The organism is Vibrio sp. T11.5 (assembly GCF_027587155.1).
Taxonomy (GTDB): Bacteria; Pseudomonadota; Gammaproteobacteria; order Enterobacterales; family Vibrionaceae; genus Vibrio; species Vibrio neptunius.
On the sequence record NZ_JAPPTP010000009.1, the window covers coordinates 79,535 to 101,162 of the forward strand.

The window sequence follows — 21,628 nt, forward strand, 5'->3', positions numbered from 1 at the left end:
CCTCATTTGAGGGCGTTTTTGTACTAGCTATCTTAGAAAGGCCCTACACTTCACTATTTTGCTTACTGACTAACGAGGCCATAACAGCGTCTCGGTTGTCGATATAATCATTTAAACCCGCTTTTCTTAAATCACACGCGGGGCAATCTCCACAGCCATCACCGATGATGCCGTTGTAACACGTCAGTGTTTTTTCTCTCACCAACTGCAGTGAATCGTATTGGTCAGCCAGAGCCCAAGTTTCCGCCTTATTTAGCCACATCAGCGGCGTAACAATATCTAGATTACGATCCATACCTTGAACCAACGCACTGTTCATCGCTTTAACGAAGTCATTGCGGCAATCAGGATAACCTGAGAAGTCCGTCTCACACACGCCAGTAATCACAGTTTGAGCACCAATTTGATAGGCGTAAATACCCGCTAAGGTCAGAAAAAGAATATTACGGCCAGGGACGAAAGAGTTAGGTAAGCCATTTTCCTGCAGCTCATGTGAGACCGATATGTCATCACGAGTCAATGAACTAATAGCAAGCTCGTTCAGCAAGCCCACATCCATCACTTTGTGCGCTTTAACACCGAGCTCTTTTGCAAGGGCTTGAGCCACTTCAATTTCTAGTTTATGACGCTGACCATAATCGAAAGTGATCGCGTGGACTTCATCAAAATTCTTAAGTGCCTGCACGAGACATGTAGTGGAATCTTGACCACCACTAAATACTACAACTGCTTTTTTCATTTCGTTTCCCTTACGCAATACTTAGATACTTGTGTGTCTGGATAGAGAGTCTCCAGTTACGCGCAATACAAGTATCAATACATAGCTGAGTGGCGCGTGGTTTCTGGCTGATCGGCTGTAGGGCAATAGTCGTGCTTTCAGGCACGCCTGCTCGCTCAATCAAAGCATCGAGTTGCTCAATGTCTTTATCGGTCGCCACTGGGTGTTTAATCTCATTGGCTCGGAGCAAAGCACAATCCAGAACTGGCAGTTTACCTTTCATTGCCACCTTTGGTGACACTGTCACCCAAGTGTTTTCACTCGCAAAAACTGGTGATGTACCACTGGTTTCAATTTGACAAGAATATCCAAGCGCTTCGAATGCTTCTGTGAGAGGACGCAAGTCGTAAATGCATGGTTCACCGCCAGTAATCACAATATGCTTAGCCTGATAGCCTTGTTGACGATACTGCTCGATAATGTCATCTCCAGACACACTACACCATGTTGGTGAGTCTTCCGTTTTCGCGAGCACTTCCGCTAACGGGCGTTCGTCTTGAGGTGTCGCATCCCAGGTTTGTTTAGTATCACACCAAGCACATCCTACCGGACATATCTGTAGGCGAACAAACACTGAAGGAACGCCGGTAAATACGCCTTCACCCTGAATGGTTTCGAACATTTCGTTTATTTTGTACAACTTTGTCTCAGCCTAACTCATCTTCAATATTTTGCAGGAACGAGACCATAAATGACTGCACTGCGAAGGTCAACTAAATCAGAAATTGATCATTGCGATTCACTCATTTAATCTGCTTCTTTCTTTAGTGATAACTTTAAAAAGTTTTAGGTAAGTATATGTACAAGCTAATTGCTTTGGATATGGATGGCACCTTGCTAACTAGCGACAAATCCATTTCAGAAAGAACAAAAAACGCCATAGAAAAAGCGCGCGCTCAGGGAGTAAAAGTCGTTCTTGCTTCAGGCCGTCCACTCGCAGGCATGCAAGAGAAACTGACAGAGCTCGGCATTGAAGGAAACGATGAGTTTGTTGTTTTTTACAATGGAAGTACTGTTAAAGAAATTGGCTCTGGAAAAGTCATTCACCAAGCCTTCATCGATGGTCGGCGTGCGAAGCAAGTGGCGAAGCTTGCTAAAGAGCTAGGATTGTACTGTCATGCATTTAGTACTAAGTACGGCTTAATTACACCTGAAAATAACGAGTTTACTACCTTGGAATCTGACATTAACCAAGTACCGATTACGCAAATGGCGTTCGAATTATTAGAGGATGACCACCCTATCATCAAAGCCATGATCGTCGGTGAACCATCAAAACTGACGCTAGCTGCGAAAGCCATTCCAGATTTACTCCATCAGGAATTCACCATTGTGCAAAGTGCCCCGTTCTTCCTAGAGTTTCTCAACCTTGAGAGTAACAAAGGCGTCGGTGTTAAAGCGATTGCAGACTACCTCGGTATTCATGCTGGCCAAGTTATTTGCATGGGAGACGCGGAGAATGATCATCACATGATTCGCTATGCGGGGCTGGGAGTGGCAATGGAAAATGCCATGGAACAAACTAAAGCCATCGCCGATCACATTACCACCAGCAATGATGATGACGGTGTCGCATTAGTCATCGAAAAATACATACTCAATCAGTGAACTGAAACGTTAATGCTAAAAGCTGCCATTAGGCAGCTTTTGCGAATTTCCTAACGCCCACCACAAACAGAGCCATAAGTACTGGATAACGAACGACATCCAAACCAAATGACAAAACACTGCTTCTGGAAACCAATATTTCACTGTATTCGAACAACCAAAATACCGCGACCATGGATAGGGTGATTGGAATAAGAAGCTCTGATGTAATTTTCTTTTCACGTTCGTCGGTTGTGTAAATCACTCCTAATGCCGCAATCATAATACCTAACCAAACACCAAATACGGGAATCGGCCACACGAAGACCATGACTAGCCCAGCAGCAATCAACCCCAACCACGTTACTTTGGAATGTATCAAAGGCATCACCTCTACATCAGGTTTATTGTCTAACCGAATCAGATGCCATGCACACAAACCGCCAATCAGCAACCCACTCACCATGTCGACAATAAAGTGCGTACCAGTGTAAAAACTGGAAATAGCCAGCCAAGTAATCAAACTCACACCCACACCTACTAGATAATCTGGCCTGTTTTCCCTCATTTTATTGATTAGTAGGGTAATAACACACATCCAAATAGCAAATGGTAAGCTCGGCAAACTATAACCTGAGAATTGTGGCAAAACACTGCTCGCAAGATAAACCTGTGGCGGTGGAAGCTGAAACCCTTGTTTCGCTAGTAAAACAACCAGTGAAGTAATGGTTACAGCGAAAAACACTTTATAGCTAAAATCTCGCCCAAATCGCCAATAAAGATAAGGAAAGAGAACCAGCAACATGAGCGGATGATTGAGTTGAAGGCTTAACTTAAATAGCTCTTCAACAATAGCTTCAGCACGGATTGGTAACTTATCTAGTAACAAACGGAACTCATTTAACCAAGCCAATTCCATTTGATGCAATGTCGGTGCAGATTCGACCAAGTTATCGACATATCGGACTGATTGAGGCGTTGCTTGTTCAAAGTATCCTGCAATCCGTTTAAGTTGTTCTGGGAATCGATATTCGTGCGCATTGATCATCTCAGGTGGGATTAGCATTGCTGACGCAATTTCAACGCCATAATGCGGTGCAAACCATATTGGCATCTGGTGTGCGTCAAATGAGTCATCAATATGGAAAGCAAGGATCTCCGAATCCGAAATACAATCGTAATAGATAGTGTTGTTTCTCTGTCCTAACACTTTATTGATTGAAACAACCAGTCCAGTTTCTTCCCAAGTTTCTCTTTGCGCTGCCAAACCTGGCTTTTCACCTTGTTTGACATTGCCTGCTGGTAGCCATGACTTACCCGTCAAGATTTCATTAACGAGCACTAGTTTGTCGTCCGCACGAATGACACAAGCTGCTCCTTCGATTTCAGGTTGTTTTTGTTCTGCTAATAATAGAGACGAAAAAAATGAGAGTGAAAAAAACAAAAACACTCGTTCCAACTGCTTAAAAATGGCCATTTATTACTTCTTGATTTAATCCACTGGCTTGCGGAGCCAATGGATATGATGTTCGAAACCGAATTCTTTATAAAAATCTAAGGCAATGCTGTTAAAATGCCACACTTCAACAAATACCTGCTTGACGCCACAGTCGTCAAAGCGTTGCTCGATCAACTCACATAATTGTTTTGCGATCCCTGACTTACGACACTCAGGCAATACATAAAGTTCATCGATACTTCCCATTTGCACAGGTCTACTCACACTAGAAGTCAGCTCACAGAAATGACCAGATATGAACCCGACAATCCGTTGTTTATAATGAGCGACGAGTACGATACATTCAGGGTCATCTAAATATCGACCAATACTCTTTTCCTGCTCAATTTCATCAGCAGGTTTAAAGTGCTCTGAACATTGGTTATGGTGCTCATCGTGTAGTCTGAACATCAGATCATTGAGCTGTTCCAAATCTTGTGGTTGGGCTGCTCTAATTTTCACTTCTTGCATACTTTATTTTCGCGCCACAAATAAAGCGACAGTGTGAGTCGAACATAAAAAATTATCAACTAAAAAGCCCCTTTCAAAAGGGGCGATTTAATAATTATGGAACGCCATCTCAACTATGAGTCGAGCGCTTTCTGAATTTCTTCTAAGCTTGAGGGGTCATCAATGGTGGAAGGAATGGTATAGTTTTCGCCGTCGGCGATTTGTCGAATAGTCTTACGTAGAATTTTGCCGGAACGAGTTTTTGGTAAACGTTCAACAACCAGCGCGTGTTTAAAGCAAGCGACGGCACCGATTTCATCTCGTACCTTACCCACAAGTTCACCTTCAAGTTGCAAGTCATCGACTTTGACGCCGTCTTTTAGTACCACAAAGCCTAATGGTAGCTGACCTTTTAAGTCATCATGCACACCAACAACCGCACATTCTGCGATAGCAGGATGACCACCGACAATTTCTTCCATTTCGCCGGTCGACAATCGATGTCCGGCGACATTGATCACATCATCGATACGCCCCATGATAAACAAGTAACCTTCATCATCAAGATAACCACCATCACCAGACACATAATACCCAGAAAACTGACTTAAATACCCCGATTCGAAGCGGTCATGGTTACGCCACACGGTAGGTAAACAACCTGGTGGCAGCGGTCGTTTCAGAGCGACAAAGCCTTGCTTGTTCGGTGCGACCGACTCTCCCAACTCATCAAGAATCTCTACTTGATAACCGGGAATGGGTTTCGTCGCCGAACCTGCTTTCACTGGCAATAGCTCAAGACCTGTCGGATTGCCTGCAATAGGCCAGCCAGTCTCCGTTTGCCACCAATGATCAATCACAGGTTTTTGTGTTTTAGTTTCGACCCACTCTAGCGTTGGCGGATCCAAGCGCTCCCCCGCCATAAAGAGCGCTTTTAAACTAGAAAGATCAAATTGCTTGATAAGCTTCCCATCGGGGTCTTCTTTCTTTATTGCGCGAAAAGCCGTTGGCGCAGAGAAAAGCACATCGACTTTGTACTCTTCACATACGCGCCAAAAGGCGCCTGGGTTGGGTGTCCTAACAGGCTTTCCTTCAAACAAAATTGTTGTGCAACCATGAATGAGCGGCGCATAGACAATATAAGAATGCCCTACTACCCAACCCACATCAGAAGCCGCCCAATAAACACCATCCTGAGGAACATCATAAACTGCACTCATTGAGTACTTCATCGCGACAGCGTGGCCTCCGTTGTCACGCACTACTCCTTTCGGTTTTCCGGTTGTTCCTGAGGTGTAAAGAATGTAGAGGGGGTCAGTAGCCAGAACTGGTACGCACGCATGGGGTAAAGCGTTGTTGCAAGCCTTTATCCAATCTACATCTCGCGCCTGATTTAAATCTGCTTTACATTGTGAGCGTTGTAAAACCAAAACCTTTTCTGGTTTCCAACGGCTATCCATTACGGCTTTATCAACCATAGGTTTATATGGAATCACTTTATTAATCTCGATACCACAAGACGCTGTCATAATAACTTTTGGCTCAGCGTCTTCTATTCGTACTGCAAGCTCATTGGGGGCAAAGCCTCCGAATACAACAGAGTGAATAGCCCCTAATCGTGCACATGCCAGCATCGCCATTGCAGCTTCTGGAATCATTGGCATGTAAATCACAACCCGATCACCTTTTTCAACCCCTTGTTCTGCTAGCATCCCAGCGATCTTAGCGACCTGATCCCTGAGCTCTTTGTATGTGTACTTTTGCTTGTTATTGGTGACAGGAGAGTCATAGATCAGAGCTGCTGTCTCCCCTCTTCCTTGTTCACAATGGTAATCGAGTGCAAGCCAACAAGTGTTAAGCACACCATCAGGGAACCAACGCTCAATACCGTTCTCATCCATTTGCAAAATAGTCTTAGGTTGCTCAAACCAGTCCAATTGTTCAGCTTGAACTTTCCAAAACTGCTGTGGATTTTTCTGTGCCCAAAGGTATTCTTTCTGATATGCAGACATAATGCTTCCTCCAGTATGTCCTGACATTACTTACATCGGGTTTGTTACCGACGAGTTTTATTCTTCAAAGACATTGGAGGGAACACGCACAAAGCCCTCCATCAAAATACGAGCGCTTCGGCTCATTGCGGCTTTTTCTACCACCCAGCCTTGGTTTGAATGAGCAGCCCGCGCGCCTACTTTTAGCGTTCCTGACGGATGCCCAAAGGTCACTGAATGCTTCTCCCCGCCTCCAGCAGCCAAGTTGACCAGTGTCCCTGGCACACATGAAGCTGAAGCAATAGCGACTGCAGCTGTCCCCATCATTGCATGATGCAACTGGCCCATAGATAACGCTCTAACCAGCAGATCTACGTCGTTTTCATCAACCGGTTTTCCGCTTGAGGCTAGATAGCTCTTCGCTTTGCTAACAAAAGCAACCTTAGGGGTATGTTGGCGAGACTCCGCTTCTTCGACCTTATCGATAAGCCCCATTTTTAGTGCGCCGTAAGCTCGTATTTTTTCAAATCGTGCTAATGCCAACTCATCACTATTGATATCTTGTTGAAGTTCGGTGCCAGAGTAATCAAGGGCATCGGCATCAATAAAAATCGTTGGAATACCAGCATTAATTAGAGTCGCATTAAATGTTCCAACCTCAGGCACTTCAAGATCGTCGACTAAATTGCCCGTTGGGAACATACTTCCGTCGCCCGCAGCAGGGTGCATGAAGTCGACTTGAATTTCAGCCGCAGGAAAAGTCACTCCGTCTAGCTCAAAATCTCCAGTTTCCTGAACAAGTCCATTACGGATAGGCACGTGGATGACGATCGTTTTTCCGATATTGGCCTGCCACACTCTCACAGCAACCACACCATTTTCCGGTATACGCTCTGCAGGAATTAACCCAGCATGAATTGCAAACGGGCCAACCGCAGCCGATAGGTTTCCGCAATTTCCGCTCCAATCAACAAAAGGCTTATCAATGGAGACTTGCCCAAATAGGTAATCCACATCGTGCTCTGGTTGGTTACTCGGCGAAACAATGACAGTTTTGCTTGTACTCGAAGATGCCCCTCCCATACCATCGATTTGTTTAGCATAGGGGTCTGGGCTACCAATAACTCTAAGCAGCAACGCATCTCGAGCCTTTCCCGGTTTTTGTGCCTCTTCAGGTAAATCAGAAAGATTAAAGAAAACACCTTTACTCGTACCTCCTCGCATATAGGTCGCGGCGACTTTTATCTGACTCGGTCTAATGTCATTCATAATCACTCCTTACTGAGCCAGAAAGTCTTGGGCGAAACGCTGTAATACGCCGCCTGCGTTGTAAACCGATACTTCGTCGGCGGTATCGAGTCGACACGTAACCGGCACGTCCAGCTTTTCACCATTTTGGCGTGTGACAACTAAAGCAAGGTCTATACCCGGCTTAATCTCACCAATCACATCATAAAGCTCGGTGCCATCAAGCATTAATGATTGACGGTTGACACCTTCTTTAAATTGCAAAGGAAGTACGCCCATCCCAACAAGATTGGTTCGGTGGATACGCTCAAAACCTTCGGCAACGATAGCTTCGACGCCTGCCAAGCGAACGCCTTTTGCCGCCCAATCACGAGATGACCCCTGACCATAATCTGCTCCTGCAACGACAATGAGGGGCTGTTTTCGGTTCATATAGGTTTCGATAGCTTCCCACATACGCGTGATTTTTCCGTCAGGCTCAATACGAGCCAGAGAACCTTGAACAACTTCGCCTTCGTCTCTAACCATTTCGTTAAATAACTTAGGATTTGCAAAGGTCGCACGCTGCGCTGTAAGGTGGTCTCCACGGTGAGTTGCGTAGGAGTTGAAGTCTTCTTCAGGAACTCCCATTTTCGCTAAATACTCACCTGCAGCGCTGGACGCAAGAATGGCGTTAGAGGGAGACAAATGGTCGGTTGTAATGTTGTCACCCAATATTGCTAGCGGCCTCATTGAAGACAGTGTTCTCTCGCCCGCCAATGCGCCTTCCCAATAAGGAGGTCTGCGAATGTATGTACTTTGCGGCCGCCAATCGTATAAAGGATTACTGCTGCTTTGTTCATCATCGAGTTTAAACATCTGAATATAAACTTGATTAAACTGCTCAGGTCTAACGTACTTACCCACTACCGCATCAATTTCTTCGTCAGTTGGCCAAAGGTCATTAAGGTAAATAGGCTTGCCCTCAAAGTCTGTACCCAACGCATCTCGCTCGATATCGAAGCGAATCGTTCCTGCCAACGCATAAGCGACAACCAAAGGCGGTGACGCTAAAAATGCTTGTTTCGCGTAAGGATGGATACGCCCGTCGAAGTTGCGGTTACCAGAAAGTACCGCCGTCGAATACAAATCTCGTTCAATGATTTCTTGCTGAATCTCTGGGTCTAACGCACCACTCATCCCGTTACATGTCGTGCATGCATACGCGACGATACCAAAGCCGAGTTTTTCCATCTCTTCAAGCAAACCTGCTTCTTCAAGATACAACTTCGCGACTTTTGAACCCGGAGCGAAAGACGACTTCACCCATGGCTTACGTACAAGGCCCAATTGGTTGGCTTTCTTAGCAACTAATCCTGCGGCGACAACGTTTCTTGGGTTACTGGTGTTAGTACAGGAGGTGATCGCTGCAATAATTACCGCACCATCGGGCAATTGACCTTCACTCTCTTGCCACTGGCCTGCAATACCTTGTGAAGCTAGCTCTGACGTTGGTAAGCGGCGATGTGGATTCGAAGGGCCGGCCATATTGCGTGTCACCGCAGACAAATCAAATTCGAGCACTCGTTCGTATTGCGCTGAATCTAAGTCATCAGCCCAAAGGCCTGTTTGCTTGGCGTAGTTCTCAACCAGTTCAACTTGTTGGTCATCTCGCCCCGTCAATTTTAGGTAGGTAAGCGTTTGTTCATCAATATAGAACATGCCTGCTGTTGCACCGTATTCAGGCGTCATGTTTGAGATGGTTGCGCGGTCACCAATTGTCAGGTCTCTGGCACCCTCACCGAAGAACTCAAGGTACGCTGAGACAACGCGCTCATTGCGTAAGAACTCAGTGATAGCCAGAACGATATCCGTTGCCGTAATACCAGGTTGGCGTTTGCCCGTGAGCTTAACACCCACAATATCTGGTAGGCGCATCATTGATGGTCGACCTAACATTACTGTTTCCGCTTCAAGCCCACCCACACCAATAGCAATAACACCTAACGCGTCCACATGCGGGGTATGACTGTCAGTTCCGACACAGGTGTCCGGATAAGCAATACCTTGTTTGGCTTGCACCACAGGTGACATTTTTTCCAGATTAATCTGGTGCATAATGCCGTTACCTGCAGGAATAACGCTGACGTTTTCGAAGGCCGTTTTACACCACTCGATAAAGTGAAAACGGTCTTCATTCCGACGCTCTTCGATCGCTCGATTTTTCTCGAACGCATCAGATTCAAAACCCGCATGCTCCACCGCTAGAGAATGATCGACGATCAGCTGGGTCTCCACCACAGGGTTCACTTTAGCAGGGTCGCCTCCTTGATCTGCAATTGCATCACGTAAACCGGCTAAGTCCACCAAAGCCGTTTGTCCCAATATATCGTGACACACTACGCGTGCTGGGTACCAAGGAAAGTCTAAATCGCGTTTGTGATCAATTAGTTGTTTAAGAGAGGCTGTTAAAGACTCAGGATCACATCGTCGCACTAATTGCTCGGCAAGAACACGCGATGTGTAAGGGAGAGTCTCATAAGCTCCTGGCGTAATATCATTGACTGCTTCTCGGGCATCGAAAAAATCAAGATCAGATCCCGGAAGCGGCTTACGATATTTTGAATTCACTGTACTACTCATATCATTGCTTCCATTCAGATAATATTCGGGTATCCGAGCCTCCTTACTAGCTGGTAAGGAGACTCATGGGTAACTGGGTGTTACCTCTTTTCGATAGGAACCCAATCCTGATGTTCAGGACCTGTGTAATCCGCACTTGGGCGAATAATGCGGTTGTTGGCACGCTGCTCATAAACGTGTGCAGCCCAGCCAGTCAATCGGCTCATGACGAAGATAGGTGTAAACAACTTGGTTGGAATGTCCATAAAGTGGTACGCCGAAGCGTGGAAGAAATCTGCATTACAGAACAGCCCCTTTTCACGTTTCATCACCGATTCGACTCGCTCAGAGACCGCATAAAGGTGTGTATCGCCCACTTTATCTGAGAGCTCTTTCGACCAACGCTTGATTAATGCATTTCGAGGGTCACTTTCACGATAGATAGCATGACCAAAGCCCATGATTTTGTCTTTATTGGCTAGCATCTGCATGATGTTGGTTTCTGCCTCATCAGGCGTCTGCCAGTTTTCGATCATTTCCATCGCGGCTTCGTTTGCCCCACCATGGAGCGGACCACGCAGGGTACCAATTGCAGCCGTAATACAAGAATGGATATCCGACAACGTCGAGGCACACACACGAGCCGCAAACGTCGACGCATTAAATTCGTGCTCCGCATAGAGAATCAGCGAGCAATGCATGACCTGCTTATGCAGTTCACTCGGATCTTTGTCCGTGAGCATTTTAAGAAAATAGCCACCAATACAATCTTGAGACTGATCTTCGGTATCAATTCGAACGCCATCATGACTGAAGCGGTACCAGTAACAAATGATGGCTGGGAATAGCGCTAACATTCGCTCCGTCGCGTCTTGTTGCTCAGAAAAATCCATTTCCTGTTCAAGGTTGCCTAGAACTGAGCAACCTGTTCGCATCACATCCATAGGGTGAGCACTTGCTGGGACCAGTTCCAAAGCTTGCTTTAGCTCAGTAGGTAAGCCGCGTAAGCCAATCAGACGCGTTTTGTATGCATCCAGCTCCTGTTGCGTCGGTAAGTGACCACGTAACAGAAGATGGGCTACTTCTTCAAACTGCGCGTTATTGGCTAGATCAGTGATATCGTAACCTCGATACGTCAGACCTGTACCTGTTTTACCGACGGTGCATAATGCAGTAGTTCCGGCGCTTTGACCTCGTAGGCCTGCACCACCAATCTCTTTAGTAGACATGTTGAACTCCTTTTCTGTCCGTTCTACCCTCTGAATGGAGCATTTTCTGTTCGGACAAGTTTCACGTTATTGAATTAAAAATTTTCCGATACTTTTCTTAGGCTTCCGTTTGTTTCTGTTGGCTATTTTCCTTCTGAAAACAGCTGATCTAATTTGTCTTCGTAATCGTGGTACTTGAGGTGCGCATAGAGCTCTTTACGCGTTTGCATCGAATCAAGCAGTGCTTCTTGATTTCCCTCTTTCAACAGGTGGGCATAAACCATTTCTGCGGCTTTATTCATTGCTCTGAAAGCACTTAGTGGATACAGCACCATATCAACATTTGATTTGGCTAGCTCTTCACCACCGTACAATGGCGTTTGGCCAAATTCAGTAATGTTCGCTAATATAGGCACGTGTTGTCCGGTCGCTTGCTTTAGCGCTTCAGAGAACTGTGAATACTGATCTAATTTGTTCATTGCTTCTGGGAAGATCATGTCCGCGCCAGCTTCGACACAGGCAATCGCTCGTTCAATGGCGCTATCCATTCCTTCAACTGCGAGCGCATCAGTGCGAGCCATGATGACGAAACTTTCGTCATTACGCGCATCTACCGCAGCTTTAATTCGATCAACCATTTCCTGTTGACTGACAATGGCTTTGTTTGGTCTGTGACCACAACGCTTTTGCGCCACTTGATCTTCCATATGAACAGCGGCAGCACCGGCTTTTTCCATCGCTTTAATCGTGCGACCAATATTAAATGCGCCACCAAACCCCGTGTCGATGTCCACCAATAAAGGCAAATCACACGCATTAGTAATGCGGTCAACATCGACCAAGACGTCATTGAGGGTCGTAATTCCTAAATCAGGAAGACCGTAAGATGCGTTGGCAATGCCACCACCTGATAAATAGATAGCTTGGTGGCCTATGTTTTTCGCCATCATGGCGCAGTATGGGTTAATCGTACCGACAATCTGCAAAGGATCATTTTGCTCTACGGCGGCTCTGAATTTCGCCCCTGGAGATAAACTCATGACAGTTTCCTTCTAGTCATTTTCAGCAAGTAAAATTTGTTGCTCTATTAACCGTCTGCTGCCTGAGATATGTCTTCTCATCAACATTTCGGCCAACTCTTCATCACGATTACGAATCGCCTGAAGGATAAATTTGTGTTCGTTCAACGCTTCTTTGGGTCTGGATTGCGCCCGTGGCGATTGGTATCGATACATACGCAGCAAGTGATACAGCTCATCACATAAGAGCGCGATCAACTTACTATTGCGACTCGCCTGAATAATGCGATAGTGAAAATCAAAGTCGCCTTCCTGATGAAAGTAAGAAGCGCCTGCAACTTCATCGATGTGCTTTGAGTGCTTGGCAAGCAATAGCTCCAAACTCAACAACTCTTCCTGAGAGATATAACGTGCTGCCAAGCGCGCAGCCATACCCTCTAAAGCCTCTCTAACCGCATAGATTTCAACCAGCTTTTCAGGGGAGAAGGCAATCACTCGTGCTCCGACATGAGGAATGCGCTCAATCAATCCCAGCCCTTCAAGTCGCATGATGGCTTCTCGTAGTGGGCCTCGGCTTACCTCAAGTCGCTTCGCCAACTCAGGCTCAGAGATCTTACTTCCAGGTTCCAGATTACCTTCGACAATCGCTTCAATTAGAATTTCGGTCAGACTTTCTGATTTGGTGTTTTCTTTCTCTGTTGCTCTACTTTTCATACGAGTCGTGAGTTCATCATTCATACGTTTGCTCGCTTACCTGCTCAACCCAATGTGTCAACAGTTCTTATACCATACGTATAAAATAGCCGATCGAATTGTCGACAATCAAGAAGATTGTCGACAATTTAGACTAAGGTATAAGCTAATCCGTTATGGATATCTGGCTTTAAGGAAACAAAGTACGCGATTCTCATTGCTGTTTGTGAGCTCTATCGGCAAGAACAACACAACAACAATGACTTAACTCTTACTTGTCATTAGTATCGGTACTGTAGAAGTAACCATGGATATCTATGATAAGAATGCAGACTCTAATTGGTAAGATATCAATCGCTGCCGCTCTAGGCTTAGGCCTCACAGCGTGCTCAATGTTCTCAGAACCTAAGCGAGAACCCTATTACCCTCCACTTAGAGATACCGTCTATTCTGACGAAGACATTACGGTTATCGAATCAAACAATGTTCTTAAAGCCGCCATTAAGTCCAATCAATATGTCAACGTTGCCGACTACGATAATGTCAACGGCACTGCAGATAAAGTGTTTGCCGAAGTATTAAATAGTTCTGCGGTAACACTGAAAGACATTCAAAATGAACAGTTTCATCAAGGCCTAGAGACCATCATCAAACAGTTCACTTGCGAGCTATATGCCAGCAAACAGCCTGCTGATTCAGTTCAACTTTGTCCACTATCTTCTAAGATTGTCGACAATAATTTGAATTACCTACCATTTGAGGATGGATTGCGCTTTACTCAAAGACTGAGTACAACACTTTATGACAATGAGGATAGGTTCCAGATCGAGTTGTTTCTCAAAAGTACTCACGAGCGCTCACTCGATTCTCTTTGGGGGGCAGTACATGAACTGGGGCATTTCAACAACAGTACCCTCTCGCCAGACAGCGTAGTCTTGACTGTGAATATGAAGGTGTATAAGAAGTCGGACTCAAACTTACGTTGGATGTACCTTCACCCAGAGCCTTTAGTCTTCTTTGTGGTACTACCATCTGTGGACTTGATCATAAGCCGCCCAAACGAGATAGAGAGTATGAACTTCTCCTATCGAAGCGCGAAACTGCTCGTTGTCGATAGCCGTTAGAAGAATGTTGGATTCTGAGAGCGGCTCACACATTCAGTTATTATGGGGCTAAACAGCCCGAATAATCAGTGGTAGGATTTATTTACGATAAGTTTACTGCTACTTTTTATAAATCCAACAAATTATACCTAGCGTATCAGTATAATTTTTAAGGTCTTTTTCGATCAGACTAATTATTTCAAGGATATTATATGGCTGATAAGTATTCAGCGTCGGCTAACTTAATTTCGGCAAAGGACTATAAGAATCAAGAGCATACAGTTAGCGAATTTACTGTAACTCAAGCTTTGTCCACTCCTTTTGAGATTACCGCCGTACTCGTCTCCTCTAGTTTCAGTGTTAAAGACCAACTTGGTCAGCTGTTGACGATAAACCGATATTCCAATGAGTCTGGCAGCAACAAGTTGCAACGCTCTTTTAATGGAGTTATTGCTCGCATCGAACAAATGGGGTTGGACGCTAATCTGCAATTCATGCAGTACCGAATCACGCTTCGACCATGGTTCTGGCTTCTCACACACACACATTCTTTCCGTGTTTATCAAACTCAAACGACGAAAGACATCATCAGCGATATCTTCGATAACGCGGGTTTTAAAGGTAAATACAAACTCTCTAGTTTACCTTCAACAAAAAGAGAATATTGCCTTCAATACAACGAATCGGACTTCGATTTTGTAACACGTTTGCTCGCGGAAGAAGGCCTACATTACTATTTCACACATGAATCCGGTGACCACACTATGGTCATCCAAGATGCACAATCACCTTTCGACAAGGCTGATGTAGCAAAATTTGATATGCAAGAAACCCCTTCAGGAAGCTTGCCTCTGATTAAAACCTGGTCACCAGTGATGTCTTTTCACGGTGCTAGTGTAGAACTAACGGCATACGACTACTCACAGTCTAAATTAGTCACCAGCAAAGCAAAAACCAGCAGCAATACAATCGCAAATAATACGAAGCTGGCATCTGTCCACTATCCTGATTTAGGCATAAGTGGAGATATGACCGACTTATCTAGCAACTTGGCAAAAAGACGGATTGAGCAAATAGAGCAGGATTATCAATCTGTTATAGCTCAGGCCGAACATGATATGTTTGAGGTTGCCACTTGGTTTTCTCTGTCAAGCCACCTCGACAAATCACAACTTGGTGATTTTTCCGTAGTCAGCACATCAACGCATTATTCCGATGATGTTCGCTGCGCTACAGAAATCAAACTAATACCCAAAGCAACACCAACATATCCAGCGCCGCGTTCAAAACAAGTAGTGAATGGGTTGCAAAGTGCTACAGTTGCAGGCTCAACAGCAGGTGAAATCAACCAAGATGATCAAGGCAGAGTCCGTATTCAATTTCATTGGGATACTGAAGCCAGTGGCGATAAAACCAGTTGTTACGTGCGTGTCGCGCAAATGATGGCAGGTAGCGGCTATGGGACGCAGTTTATTCCGCGAGTAGGTCAGGAAGTACTGGTTTCCTTTATTGACGGCGATCCTGATCAGCCAATCATTACGGGCAGCGTGTATAACAGTAAAAACGCGCCGCCCTATAAAGAAGCGAATACCACTAAAACTGGGATTAAGACGAAACTGACAGGCCAAACAAACGAGCTCTACTTTGACGACAAAAAAGACAATGAACTGGTTTATCTTCACGCCGCAAAAGACATCACACAAGAAGTCGAAAACAACCATACTGAAACCGTCAAAGGTGAACTCAGTCAATCAGTAACCAAAGCCATGACGATTGCCACTGAAGACAATTATACACTCAATGTCACTAAGGCGATGAGCGGCTCTGCGAAATCAATTACGCTGGAAGCAGATGACTCCATCGATCTCAAAGTTGGCTCAAGTAAAATTTCTATTTCCTCATCCTCAATATCTATCGAGGCCACTAATATTGATGTAAAAGCAAGCAGTGCGCTAAACCTAGAGGGAACGAATGTTACCAGCAAAGCCACCTCTGCGAATAAAGTTTCAGGAACAACAACAGCACTTGAAGCCACAAGTTCAAACAGTATTAAAGGACTGAGCATTGAAATCAAAGCCAGCACGACTCTCAGTGCTGAAGGCTCTCTCAGTGCCGAATTTAAGTCGGGGCTTAAAGGCACATTCGACGGTGGTGTATTAGGTGAACTCAAAGGCGCGATTGTGAAGGTTAATTAAATCTATGTATAAAAAAATCCCTTACCAGAGCAGTGCTCAAATACTACCAAGATTTCAAGCCTCAGACGAAGCCATGCAAATTATTGGCGATGAGTTACCCATCGACCAAGTCATCAGCAAGCTTCAGCAAGCAAAGTTGTACAACGACCTAGTGCAATTTCTGGCTCATGCTCTACCCGTTCGCGAGAGCATCTGGTGGGCATTGTGCTGTGTATCATCAAGAAATGATATTTGGACTGACACACAAAAGATGTCTCTTGACATTGTTAAACAATGGGCTCAGTCACCGTCGGAGGAACTTCGCAGACGAGCAGAGCTATTGGCGAATCGCCTTGAACTTAACTGTGGGCCATCATGGCTAACCCAAGCGGTGTTTTGGAACGGTTCTGGAAGCATAGTTGCGCCAGATCTACCAGTTGTATTACCAGACCCTTTTCTTTACGCGAAAGCTGTCAGCGGTGCCATTAATCACGCAGCTTCGTTACCACAATGGGATAAATCCGAGCAATATTACGAAAAGGCAGTTCAAACTGCTCTCGACATTGCTTCAGGAGGCAACGGAGGTATTCAATGACACTACCCGCAGCAAGATTGACAGATATGCATGTCTGCCCGATGCAAACTCCAGCGGTTCCACCAATACCCCATGTTGGTGGGCCTATCACAGGGCCAGGAGCTCCAACAGTTTTGGTCGGGAGCCTGCCTGCTGCCACACTGGGAGATATGTGTGTTTGTGTTGGCCCTCCTGATTCCATTATCAAAGGAAGTGCTACCGTTATGATAAACAGCAAGCCTGCAGCACGAATGGGAGATACAACCTCACATGGCGGAAGTATCGTATTAGGTATGCCTACCGTTTTAATCGGTGGATAGAATCGATTCTGGCTGCTTGTTGCAAAACAGCAGCCTTTTCGAACTTTGTGACTATCAATGACCAGTGCAAACACCTAATTTTGCCAGAAAATCACAACATTGCATTTACAGAACAACACCTCTTAAAGGTGATAAATTTCGACAAACCGCCTTAAGAGTACAAAAAATAGACACTTTTTGGTTTTTGCAAACCATATAAAAAACAAGGTATTGATAAAAAATATACGTCATCCGGCCAATTTTCTAGAAGGGGATCACTTTTCAAGGTAAATAATAAAATTGGACGAGCCTTTTTCAAAAATAAGCCTAGACTATGAGAAATACGGTTTTATTAACTAATAATAAGTAAGCACACATTCTATAAACTTTCTTGTGAACTACTAATAACGGACGCTGTATGGTTGATATTGAAGCACTATTGAAACCTATATCTGAAGAACAACCGTCAGGAACATACCTGAAGCTAGATCGTAGTGCCTACCGTACGTTGAGAAACCACTACAACACTGCACAATCGTCATTCCGCCAGTTAATTGAAACCCCAGACGCTTCAAGTGATGAAGCGCTTATCGAAGCGAATCAGAGCAACTGGGACCTGTTGCGTACATCGACATTTGACGCTCTGACTACGCAAACTAAAGATATTGAGTTTTTAGGTTGGTATATAGCTAGCCAGCTTTTTACTCCTGCACCTTATGACAACCTCGCTAGCTCAACGAAAGCATTAGTCGGGATTGTTGAATCGTTTTGGCCAACGCTAAACCCTCATCCTCCAATTGAGAAGTTAAAAAGTAGTGACGAATCAGGTCAGGCTAAAGAACTCGTTGAGTTTCGAACAAAACCGCTTCTGCAGCTTGTTGGTGAAAGTCAAGATTCGACAGCACTTTACATGCCATTGCAAATGATAAGTCTTATTGATGAACTCTCTTTTGGTGATTTCCTACGTGCAGAAAGAGCAGGAAAGATTGCAGAGCTAAAAGATAGAGCACAAACCCTTTTCTCTAACGATGTGCTAAGTACACTAAGTGGCCTGTCAGAAAGCTATCAAAATTTTGATGCGGCAGAAAAACTGATTGCAAAAGAATGTCAAACGCTAGGGGTTGCTCAAGTAAGCTTCAAATTTGTCAAAGCTAACATTGCCGACCTAATCAATGCGATACAGTTTTTGGTCGGCGACAAATTTGCCCGATGGCCGCTAGATGATGAGTTCAAGCCTGTCGTCGATGAACCGACACCAGCGGCTAGTCAAGAATCACAGCCCGCTCCTGCAAACGAAACACCACAAACAGGTGTCGAAGATTCAGGTCTGGTTGCCCCGCAGCCTATGGCTCAAAGTCCAAGTCAACCTCAGCCTGTAAGCTCGGTAGTCACTCATCGAGATCAAGCTTTCCACGAGCTGCGTAAGATCTCTGAATTTTTTCAAAGAACAGAACCTCATAGTCCTATTCCATTTTTGCTTGAGAGGGCAATTCGATGGGGCTATATGAGCTTGCCTGAACTACTGAATGAGATGACAGGCGGTAATTCCGGTGTAATCACTCATATTAATCAAGTTTCTGGCATGGATAACTTAGCGCAAGCAGATCTAAGTAACAAACCAGCCACTTCAACACAAACAGTTTCATCCGCACCTGGGCTATCACAGACAGGTGCTCATGTTCCGTCTCCGCAGACTTCAGCTCCTTCAGAGCCAGTCACAACGAGCGAACAAACTACTCAAACTCAAGCGAACACTACTCAACCTGAAAGTGGTATTAGTAGCTTCGAGTGGTAAAAACACTAAATGCTAATTAGCGAAGGAGATCAACATGGCTTCTATTTTCATGAGAATTGATGGCACTACACCTAAAGGTGCAGCAACTGTAGAAAAGATCGGTGGTAAAGATGGCTTCTTTGCTATTGACACCGTAACTTGGAACGCAGTTCGTGGTGTAGGTATTGATGTAGGTAACGCAAACAACGCTGACCAAGGTATGGTTGCGCTAGGTGAAATCAATATTACTCGTGGGTGTGACGGTGCAACCCCTTACCTAACGACCTTCTTGTACGCTCCTGGCGGCGAGGGTAAAACTGTTGAGATTGTAATGACTAAACCAAACCGTGAAGGTTCAGGTGCAGATCCTTACCTAATCGTTACTCTAAAAGCGGCTCGTATGTCTAGCTACAACATGGCTGGTTCTGACGGTACTCTTCCAAATGAATCATTCTCTCTAACTTACACTGAAATCTCGAAAGCTTACTACATCGAGGGTGAAGGCGGTAAGATCGAGAAAGGCCCAGAAGTAGGGTTCGACGCAACAACTGCAAAAGTGACATCGACAGCTAAATAATTAGCCAAGGAGAACCATTGTGGCACTAAACTCCCAACACAAACGTGTAAGTAAAAACCGCGTAAGTATTACTTACGATGTGGAAACTAATGGCGCGGTAGAAACCAAAGAACTCCCATTTGTGGTTGGGGTGATTGGTGACTACTCTGGTCATAAGCAAGACAAGGAAGACGTTGAAGATCGTACATTCTACAACGTTGACAAAGACAACTTTGACTCCGTGATGAAACGCGTCGGACCAGAGTTGTCTTTGAAAGTCGATAACGTACTTGCAGACGATGATAGTCAGTTTGAAGCAAATTTGACGTTCAATTCAATGAAAGACTTTGAACCTGAAGCCATCGTCGAGCAAGTTGAACCTCTTAAAAAGCTTGTTGAAACGCGTAACCAACTCAAAGTCCTACTTTCAAAAGCAGACCGTTCTCGTGATCTTGAGAAACTGCTGAAAGAAGTTCTACAGAGCGCAGATACTATCAACGCACTGTCAGAAGAGCTTGGTGTCAATAAGGAAGAAGGAGGCGAATAATGAGTACAGAAGCTGAAAATCAAACGCAAACCGAAGCAGCAGAAGGTTCGCTGAGTTTTCTAGACCGAGCAATCGAAGCGACTACTCAAACACCTGCTGATACAACAAAAGAGTTGTTTTCTGTTCTTGCGGAACAAGCGCTTTCAGGAACGGTAACGTGGGATAAAAACGTTACTAAAACAATCGAAAATGCAATTTCTGAAATTGACAAGAAGCTTTCTAAGCAGCTGTCAGAAGTCATGCAACAAAAAGAGCTTCAAAAACTTGAGGGCTCTTGGCGTGGGCTGCAGAAATTGGTTAAAGAGAGCGAACTAGGACGCGATCTAAAGATCAAAATGGTCGACTTCTCCCAAGAAGAGCTTCTAGACCAGTTTGAGGATGCTCCAGCAATCGACCGTAGCCCACTATTTAACGCTGTGTACCAGGGTGAATTCGGTACGGCCGGTGGTGAGCCTTATGGAACATTCATTGGTGATTACGAGTTTAGCGCTAAAGACGAAGATGTTGCCCTACTTCGCTATATGGGTGAAGTTGCAGCAGCATGTCATGCTCCATTTGTTGCAGCTGCAAATGCACAAATGTTTGAGTTTAATGACTTCACCACGTTCGACGAGGGCAAACCTGTAGCAGCTGGTTTTGATTCACCAGCATATGCCGCTTGGAATGCATTCCGTGAAAGTGATGACGCGCGCTATGTGACGCTGACTCTGCCACGAACGCTAGCGCGCCTCCCATATGGTGCTAAAGGCCTTGGAACTGAGCTATTCGATTATGAAGAGCTTGGGACAGATATGGATGGTAACCCAAATCCAGAAAACAACGACCAACTTGTGTGGTCTAATGCAGCCTATGATCTGGGTCTCAAAATGACTCAGGCGTATACTGCTTCTGGCTGGTGTACTTCTATCCGTGGTCTTGATAACGGTGGTAAGGTAGAAAACCTACCTAATCTGACGTACAAAACGGAAGCTGGCGACTTAGTTCAACAGTGTCCAACAGAAGTAAACCTCACAGATGAGCGAGAAAAAGAGCTTAGTGACCTAGGGTTCTTGCCTTTAGTTCATTACAAAAACTCGAACTACGGCGTGTTTATTGGTGGTCAAACGACTCAAAAACCAAAAACGTTCACTGACCCAGATGCGACCGCTAACGCTGCTATCTCCGCTCGCCTTCCATACATCATGGCAAGTAGCCGCATCGCGCACTACTTGAAAGTAATGGGACGTGACAAACTGGGTTCGAACCTTGAAGCACCTGACATCCAGCGTGAACTTCAGTTGTGGATCGACCAATACACTAACGCTGGTGCCATTGGTAACGAGCAACGTGCTAAGACACCACTTTGTGAGTCTCGAATTGAAGTAGTCGAGCAACCAGGTCGTCCAGGCTCCTACTCAGCTGTGGCACATCTACGCCCATGGCTACAACTTGAAGAATTAACAACCTCTGTACGTATGGTTGCTAAGATCCCAGGTTAATCCAATTTAAGGCCGGAGCAATCCGGCCTTCCTTTCTTCCTGTCTACCAT

At 45.1% G+C, this 21,628-nt stretch carries 19 protein-coding genes; 9 read left to right on the forward strand and 10 right to left on the reverse strand.

Annotation, left to right across the window (positions count from 1 at the left end; genetic code table 11):
• Nucleotides 1–43 precede the first annotated feature (43 nt).
• Together queC and queE are read right to left on the reverse strand one after the other, a co-directional pair.
• Nucleotides 44–739 carry a 7-cyano-7-deazaguanine synthase QueC gene (gene queC / locus OH455_RS11450; RefSeq protein ID WP_269981463.1) on the reverse strand — a complete coding sequence of 232 codons (696 nt, stop codon included), beginning with the start codon at nucleotides 737–739 and terminating at the stop codon, nucleotides 44–46.
• 10 nt (nucleotides 740–749) lie between these two features.
• Nucleotides 750–1,400, reverse strand: a complete 651-nt coding sequence (gene queE, locus OH455_RS11455) for a 7-carboxy-7-deazaguanine synthase QueE (RefSeq protein ID WP_269981543.1) — start codon at nucleotides 1,398–1,400, stop codon at nucleotides 750–752.
• Nucleotides 1,401–1,576: 176 nt separating this feature from the next.
• Between queE and OH455_RS11460 the strand changes: the two genes are divergently transcribed.
• A complete protein-coding gene (locus OH455_RS11460; RefSeq protein ID WP_269981464.1) occupies nucleotides 1,577–2,386 on the forward strand; it encodes a Cof-type HAD-IIB family hydrolase in 810 nt (269 codons plus the stop codon).
• Nucleotides 2,387–2,414: 28 nt separating this feature from the next.
• On the opposite strand, the gene OH455_RS11465 is transcribed toward OH455_RS11460, so the two are convergent.
• The 8 genes from OH455_RS11465 to OH455_RS11500 form a co-directional block, all read right to left on the reverse strand.
• Nucleotides 2,415–3,842, reverse strand: a complete 1,428-nt coding sequence (locus OH455_RS11465; protein ID WP_269981465.1) for a bifunctional NUDIX hydrolase/phosphatase PAP2 family protein — start codon at nucleotides 3,840–3,842, stop codon at nucleotides 2,415–2,417.
• Between the two features lie 15 nt (nucleotides 3,843–3,857).
• Nucleotides 3,858–4,334: a GNAT family N-acetyltransferase gene (locus OH455_RS11470; RefSeq protein WP_269981466.1), complete on the reverse strand. Its 477-nt coding sequence runs from the start codon at nucleotides 4,332–4,334 to the stop codon at nucleotides 3,858–3,860.
• A gap of 113 nt (nucleotides 4,335–4,447) precedes the next feature.
• Entirely contained in the window at nucleotides 4,448–6,325 is a 1,878-nt protein-coding gene (locus tag OH455_RS11475) for a propionyl-CoA synthetase (RefSeq protein WP_269981467.1), read from the reverse strand.
• Between the two features lie 57 nt (nucleotides 6,326–6,382).
• Nucleotides 6,383–7,573, reverse strand: a complete 1,191-nt coding sequence (prpF, locus tag OH455_RS11480; protein WP_269981468.1) for a 2-methylaconitate cis-trans isomerase PrpF — start codon at nucleotides 7,571–7,573, stop codon at nucleotides 6,383–6,385.
• A 9-nt stretch (nucleotides 7,574–7,582) separates the two neighbouring features.
• Complete coding sequence (gene acnD, locus OH455_RS11485; RefSeq protein WP_269981469.1) at nucleotides 7,583–10,174, reverse strand: Fe/S-dependent 2-methylisocitrate dehydratase AcnD; 2,592 nt, start codon at nucleotides 10,172–10,174, stop codon at nucleotides 7,583–7,585.
• Between the two features lie 80 nt (nucleotides 10,175–10,254).
• On the reverse strand, nucleotides 10,255–11,382 hold the full coding sequence (gene prpC / locus OH455_RS11490) for a bifunctional 2-methylcitrate synthase/citrate synthase (RefSeq protein WP_269981470.1): 1,128 nt from the start codon (nucleotides 11,380–11,382) through the stop codon (nucleotides 10,255–10,257).
• 122 nt (nucleotides 11,383–11,504) lie between these two features.
• The gene (prpB, locus tag OH455_RS11495) at nucleotides 11,505–12,401 is read right to left on the reverse strand and encodes a methylisocitrate lyase (protein WP_269981471.1); all 897 of its coding nucleotides are present in this window, start codon (nucleotides 12,399–12,401) and stop codon (nucleotides 11,505–11,507) included.
• Between the two features lie 12 nt (nucleotides 12,402–12,413).
• Nucleotides 12,414–13,118, reverse strand: a complete 705-nt coding sequence (locus OH455_RS11500; protein ID WP_269981472.1) for a GntR family transcriptional regulator — start codon at nucleotides 13,116–13,118, stop codon at nucleotides 12,414–12,416.
• A gap of 272 nt (nucleotides 13,119–13,390) precedes the next feature.
• Between OH455_RS11500 and OH455_RS11505 the strand changes: the two genes are divergently transcribed.
• The 8 genes from OH455_RS11505 (at nucleotide 13,391) to tssC (ending at nucleotide 21,578) form a co-directional block, all read left to right on the forward strand.
• Nucleotides 13,391–14,197 carry a hypothetical protein gene (locus OH455_RS11505; protein ID WP_333482727.1) on the forward strand — a complete coding sequence of 269 codons (807 nt, stop codon included), beginning with the start codon at nucleotides 13,391–13,393 and terminating at the stop codon, nucleotides 14,195–14,197.
• Nucleotides 14,198–14,388: 191 nt separating this feature from the next.
• Nucleotides 14,389–16,371, forward strand: coding sequence for a type VI secretion system Vgr family protein (locus OH455_RS11510; RefSeq protein WP_269981473.1), 1,983 nt, complete (start codon nucleotides 14,389–14,391; stop codon nucleotides 16,369–16,371).
• A gap of 4 nt (nucleotides 16,372–16,375) precedes the next feature.
• Nucleotides 16,376–16,945 (forward strand): DUF6931 family protein, encoded by a 570-nt coding sequence (locus tag OH455_RS11515; protein ID WP_269981474.1) that lies wholly within the window; start codon nucleotides 16,376–16,378, stop codon nucleotides 16,943–16,945.
• Nucleotides 16,942–17,244, forward strand: a complete 303-nt coding sequence (locus tag OH455_RS11520) for a PAAR domain-containing protein (protein WP_269981475.1) — start codon at nucleotides 16,942–16,944, stop codon at nucleotides 17,242–17,244. Before OH455_RS11515 ends, OH455_RS11520 begins: the two co-directional genes overlap by 4 nt.
• Nucleotides 17,245–17,641: 397 nt before the next feature.
• Nucleotides 17,642–19,018: a type VI secretion system protein TssA gene (locus OH455_RS11525; protein WP_269981476.1), complete on the forward strand. Its 1,377-nt coding sequence runs from the start codon at nucleotides 17,642–17,644 to the stop codon at nucleotides 19,016–19,018.
• Between the two features lie 34 nt (nucleotides 19,019–19,052).
• Nucleotides 19,053–19,574 (forward strand): type VI secretion system tube protein Hcp, encoded by a 522-nt coding sequence (locus tag OH455_RS11530; RefSeq protein WP_045976068.1) that lies wholly within the window; start codon nucleotides 19,053–19,055, stop codon nucleotides 19,572–19,574.
• A 19-nt stretch (nucleotides 19,575–19,593) separates the two neighbouring features.
• Nucleotides 19,594–20,100, forward strand: a complete 507-nt coding sequence (gene tssB / locus OH455_RS11535) for a type VI secretion system contractile sheath small subunit (protein ID WP_045976067.1) — start codon at nucleotides 19,594–19,596, stop codon at nucleotides 20,098–20,100.
• On the forward strand, nucleotides 20,100–21,578 hold the full coding sequence (gene tssC, locus OH455_RS11540; protein WP_045976066.1) for a type VI secretion system contractile sheath large subunit: 1,479 nt from the start codon (nucleotides 20,100–20,102) through the stop codon (nucleotides 21,576–21,578). Before tssB ends, tssC begins: the two co-directional genes overlap by 1 nt.
• Nucleotides 21,579–21,628: the final 50 nt, after the last annotated feature.

Bases quoted from the DNA above. Each gene is read 5' to 3' on its own strand.
- OH455_RS11520 (WP_269981475.1), top strand. From the start codon at position 16,942: ATGACACTACCCGCAGCAAGATTGACAGATATGCATGTCTGCCCGATG.
- OH455_RS11505 (WP_333482727.1), top strand. From the start codon at position 13,391: ATGATAAGAATGCAGACTCTAATTGGTAAGATATCAATCGCTGCCGCT.
- queC (WP_269981463.1), bottom strand. From the start codon at position 739: ATGAAAAAAGCAGTTGTAGTATTTAGTGGTGGTCAAGATTCCACTACA.
- OH455_RS11525 (WP_269981476.1), top strand. From the start codon at position 17,642: ATGGTTGATATTGAAGCACTATTGAAACCTATATCTGAAGAACAACCG.
- OH455_RS11475 (WP_269981467.1), bottom strand. From the start codon at position 6,325: ATGTCTGCATATCAGAAAGAATACCTTTGGGCACAGAAAAATCCACAG.
- OH455_RS11530 (WP_045976068.1), top strand. From the start codon at position 19,053: ATGGCTTCTATTTTCATGAGAATTGATGGCACTACACCTAAAGGTGCA.
- OH455_RS11460 (WP_269981464.1), top strand. From the start codon at position 1,577: ATGTACAAGCTAATTGCTTTGGATATGGATGGCACCTTGCTAACTAGC.
- prpB (WP_269981471.1), bottom strand. From the start codon at position 12,401: ATGAGTTTATCTCCAGGGGCGAAATTCAGAGCCGCCGTAGAGCAAAAT.
- tssC (WP_045976066.1), top strand. From the start codon at position 20,100: ATGAGTACAGAAGCTGAAAATCAAACGCAAACCGAAGCAGCAGAAGGT.
- queE (WP_269981543.1), bottom strand. From the start codon at position 1,400: ATGTTCGAAACCATTCAGGGTGAAGGCGTATTTACCGGCGTTCCTTCA.
- prpF (WP_269981468.1), bottom strand. From the start codon at position 7,573: ATGAATGACATTAGACCGAGTCAGATAAAAGTCGCCGCGACCTATATG.
- prpC (WP_269981470.1), bottom strand. From the start codon at position 11,382: ATGTCTACTAAAGAGATTGGTGGTGCAGGCCTACGAGGTCAAAGCGCC.
- OH455_RS11515 (WP_269981474.1), top strand. From the start codon at position 16,376: ATGTATAAAAAAATCCCTTACCAGAGCAGTGCTCAAATACTACCAAGA.
- OH455_RS11500 (WP_269981472.1), bottom strand. From the start codon at position 13,118: ATGAATGATGAACTCACGACTCGTATGAAAAGTAGAGCAACAGAGAAA.
- acnD (WP_269981469.1), bottom strand. From the start codon at position 10,174: ATGAGTAGTACAGTGAATTCAAAATATCGTAAGCCGCTTCCGGGATCT.
- OH455_RS11470 (WP_269981466.1), bottom strand. From the start codon at position 4,334: ATGCAAGAAGTGAAAATTAGAGCAGCCCAACCACAAGATTTGGAACAG.
- OH455_RS11510 (WP_269981473.1), top strand. From the start codon at position 14,389: ATGGCTGATAAGTATTCAGCGTCGGCTAACTTAATTTCGGCAAAGGAC.
- OH455_RS11465 (WP_269981465.1), bottom strand. From the start codon at position 3,842: ATGGCCATTTTTAAGCAGTTGGAACGAGTGTTTTTGTTTTTTTCACTC.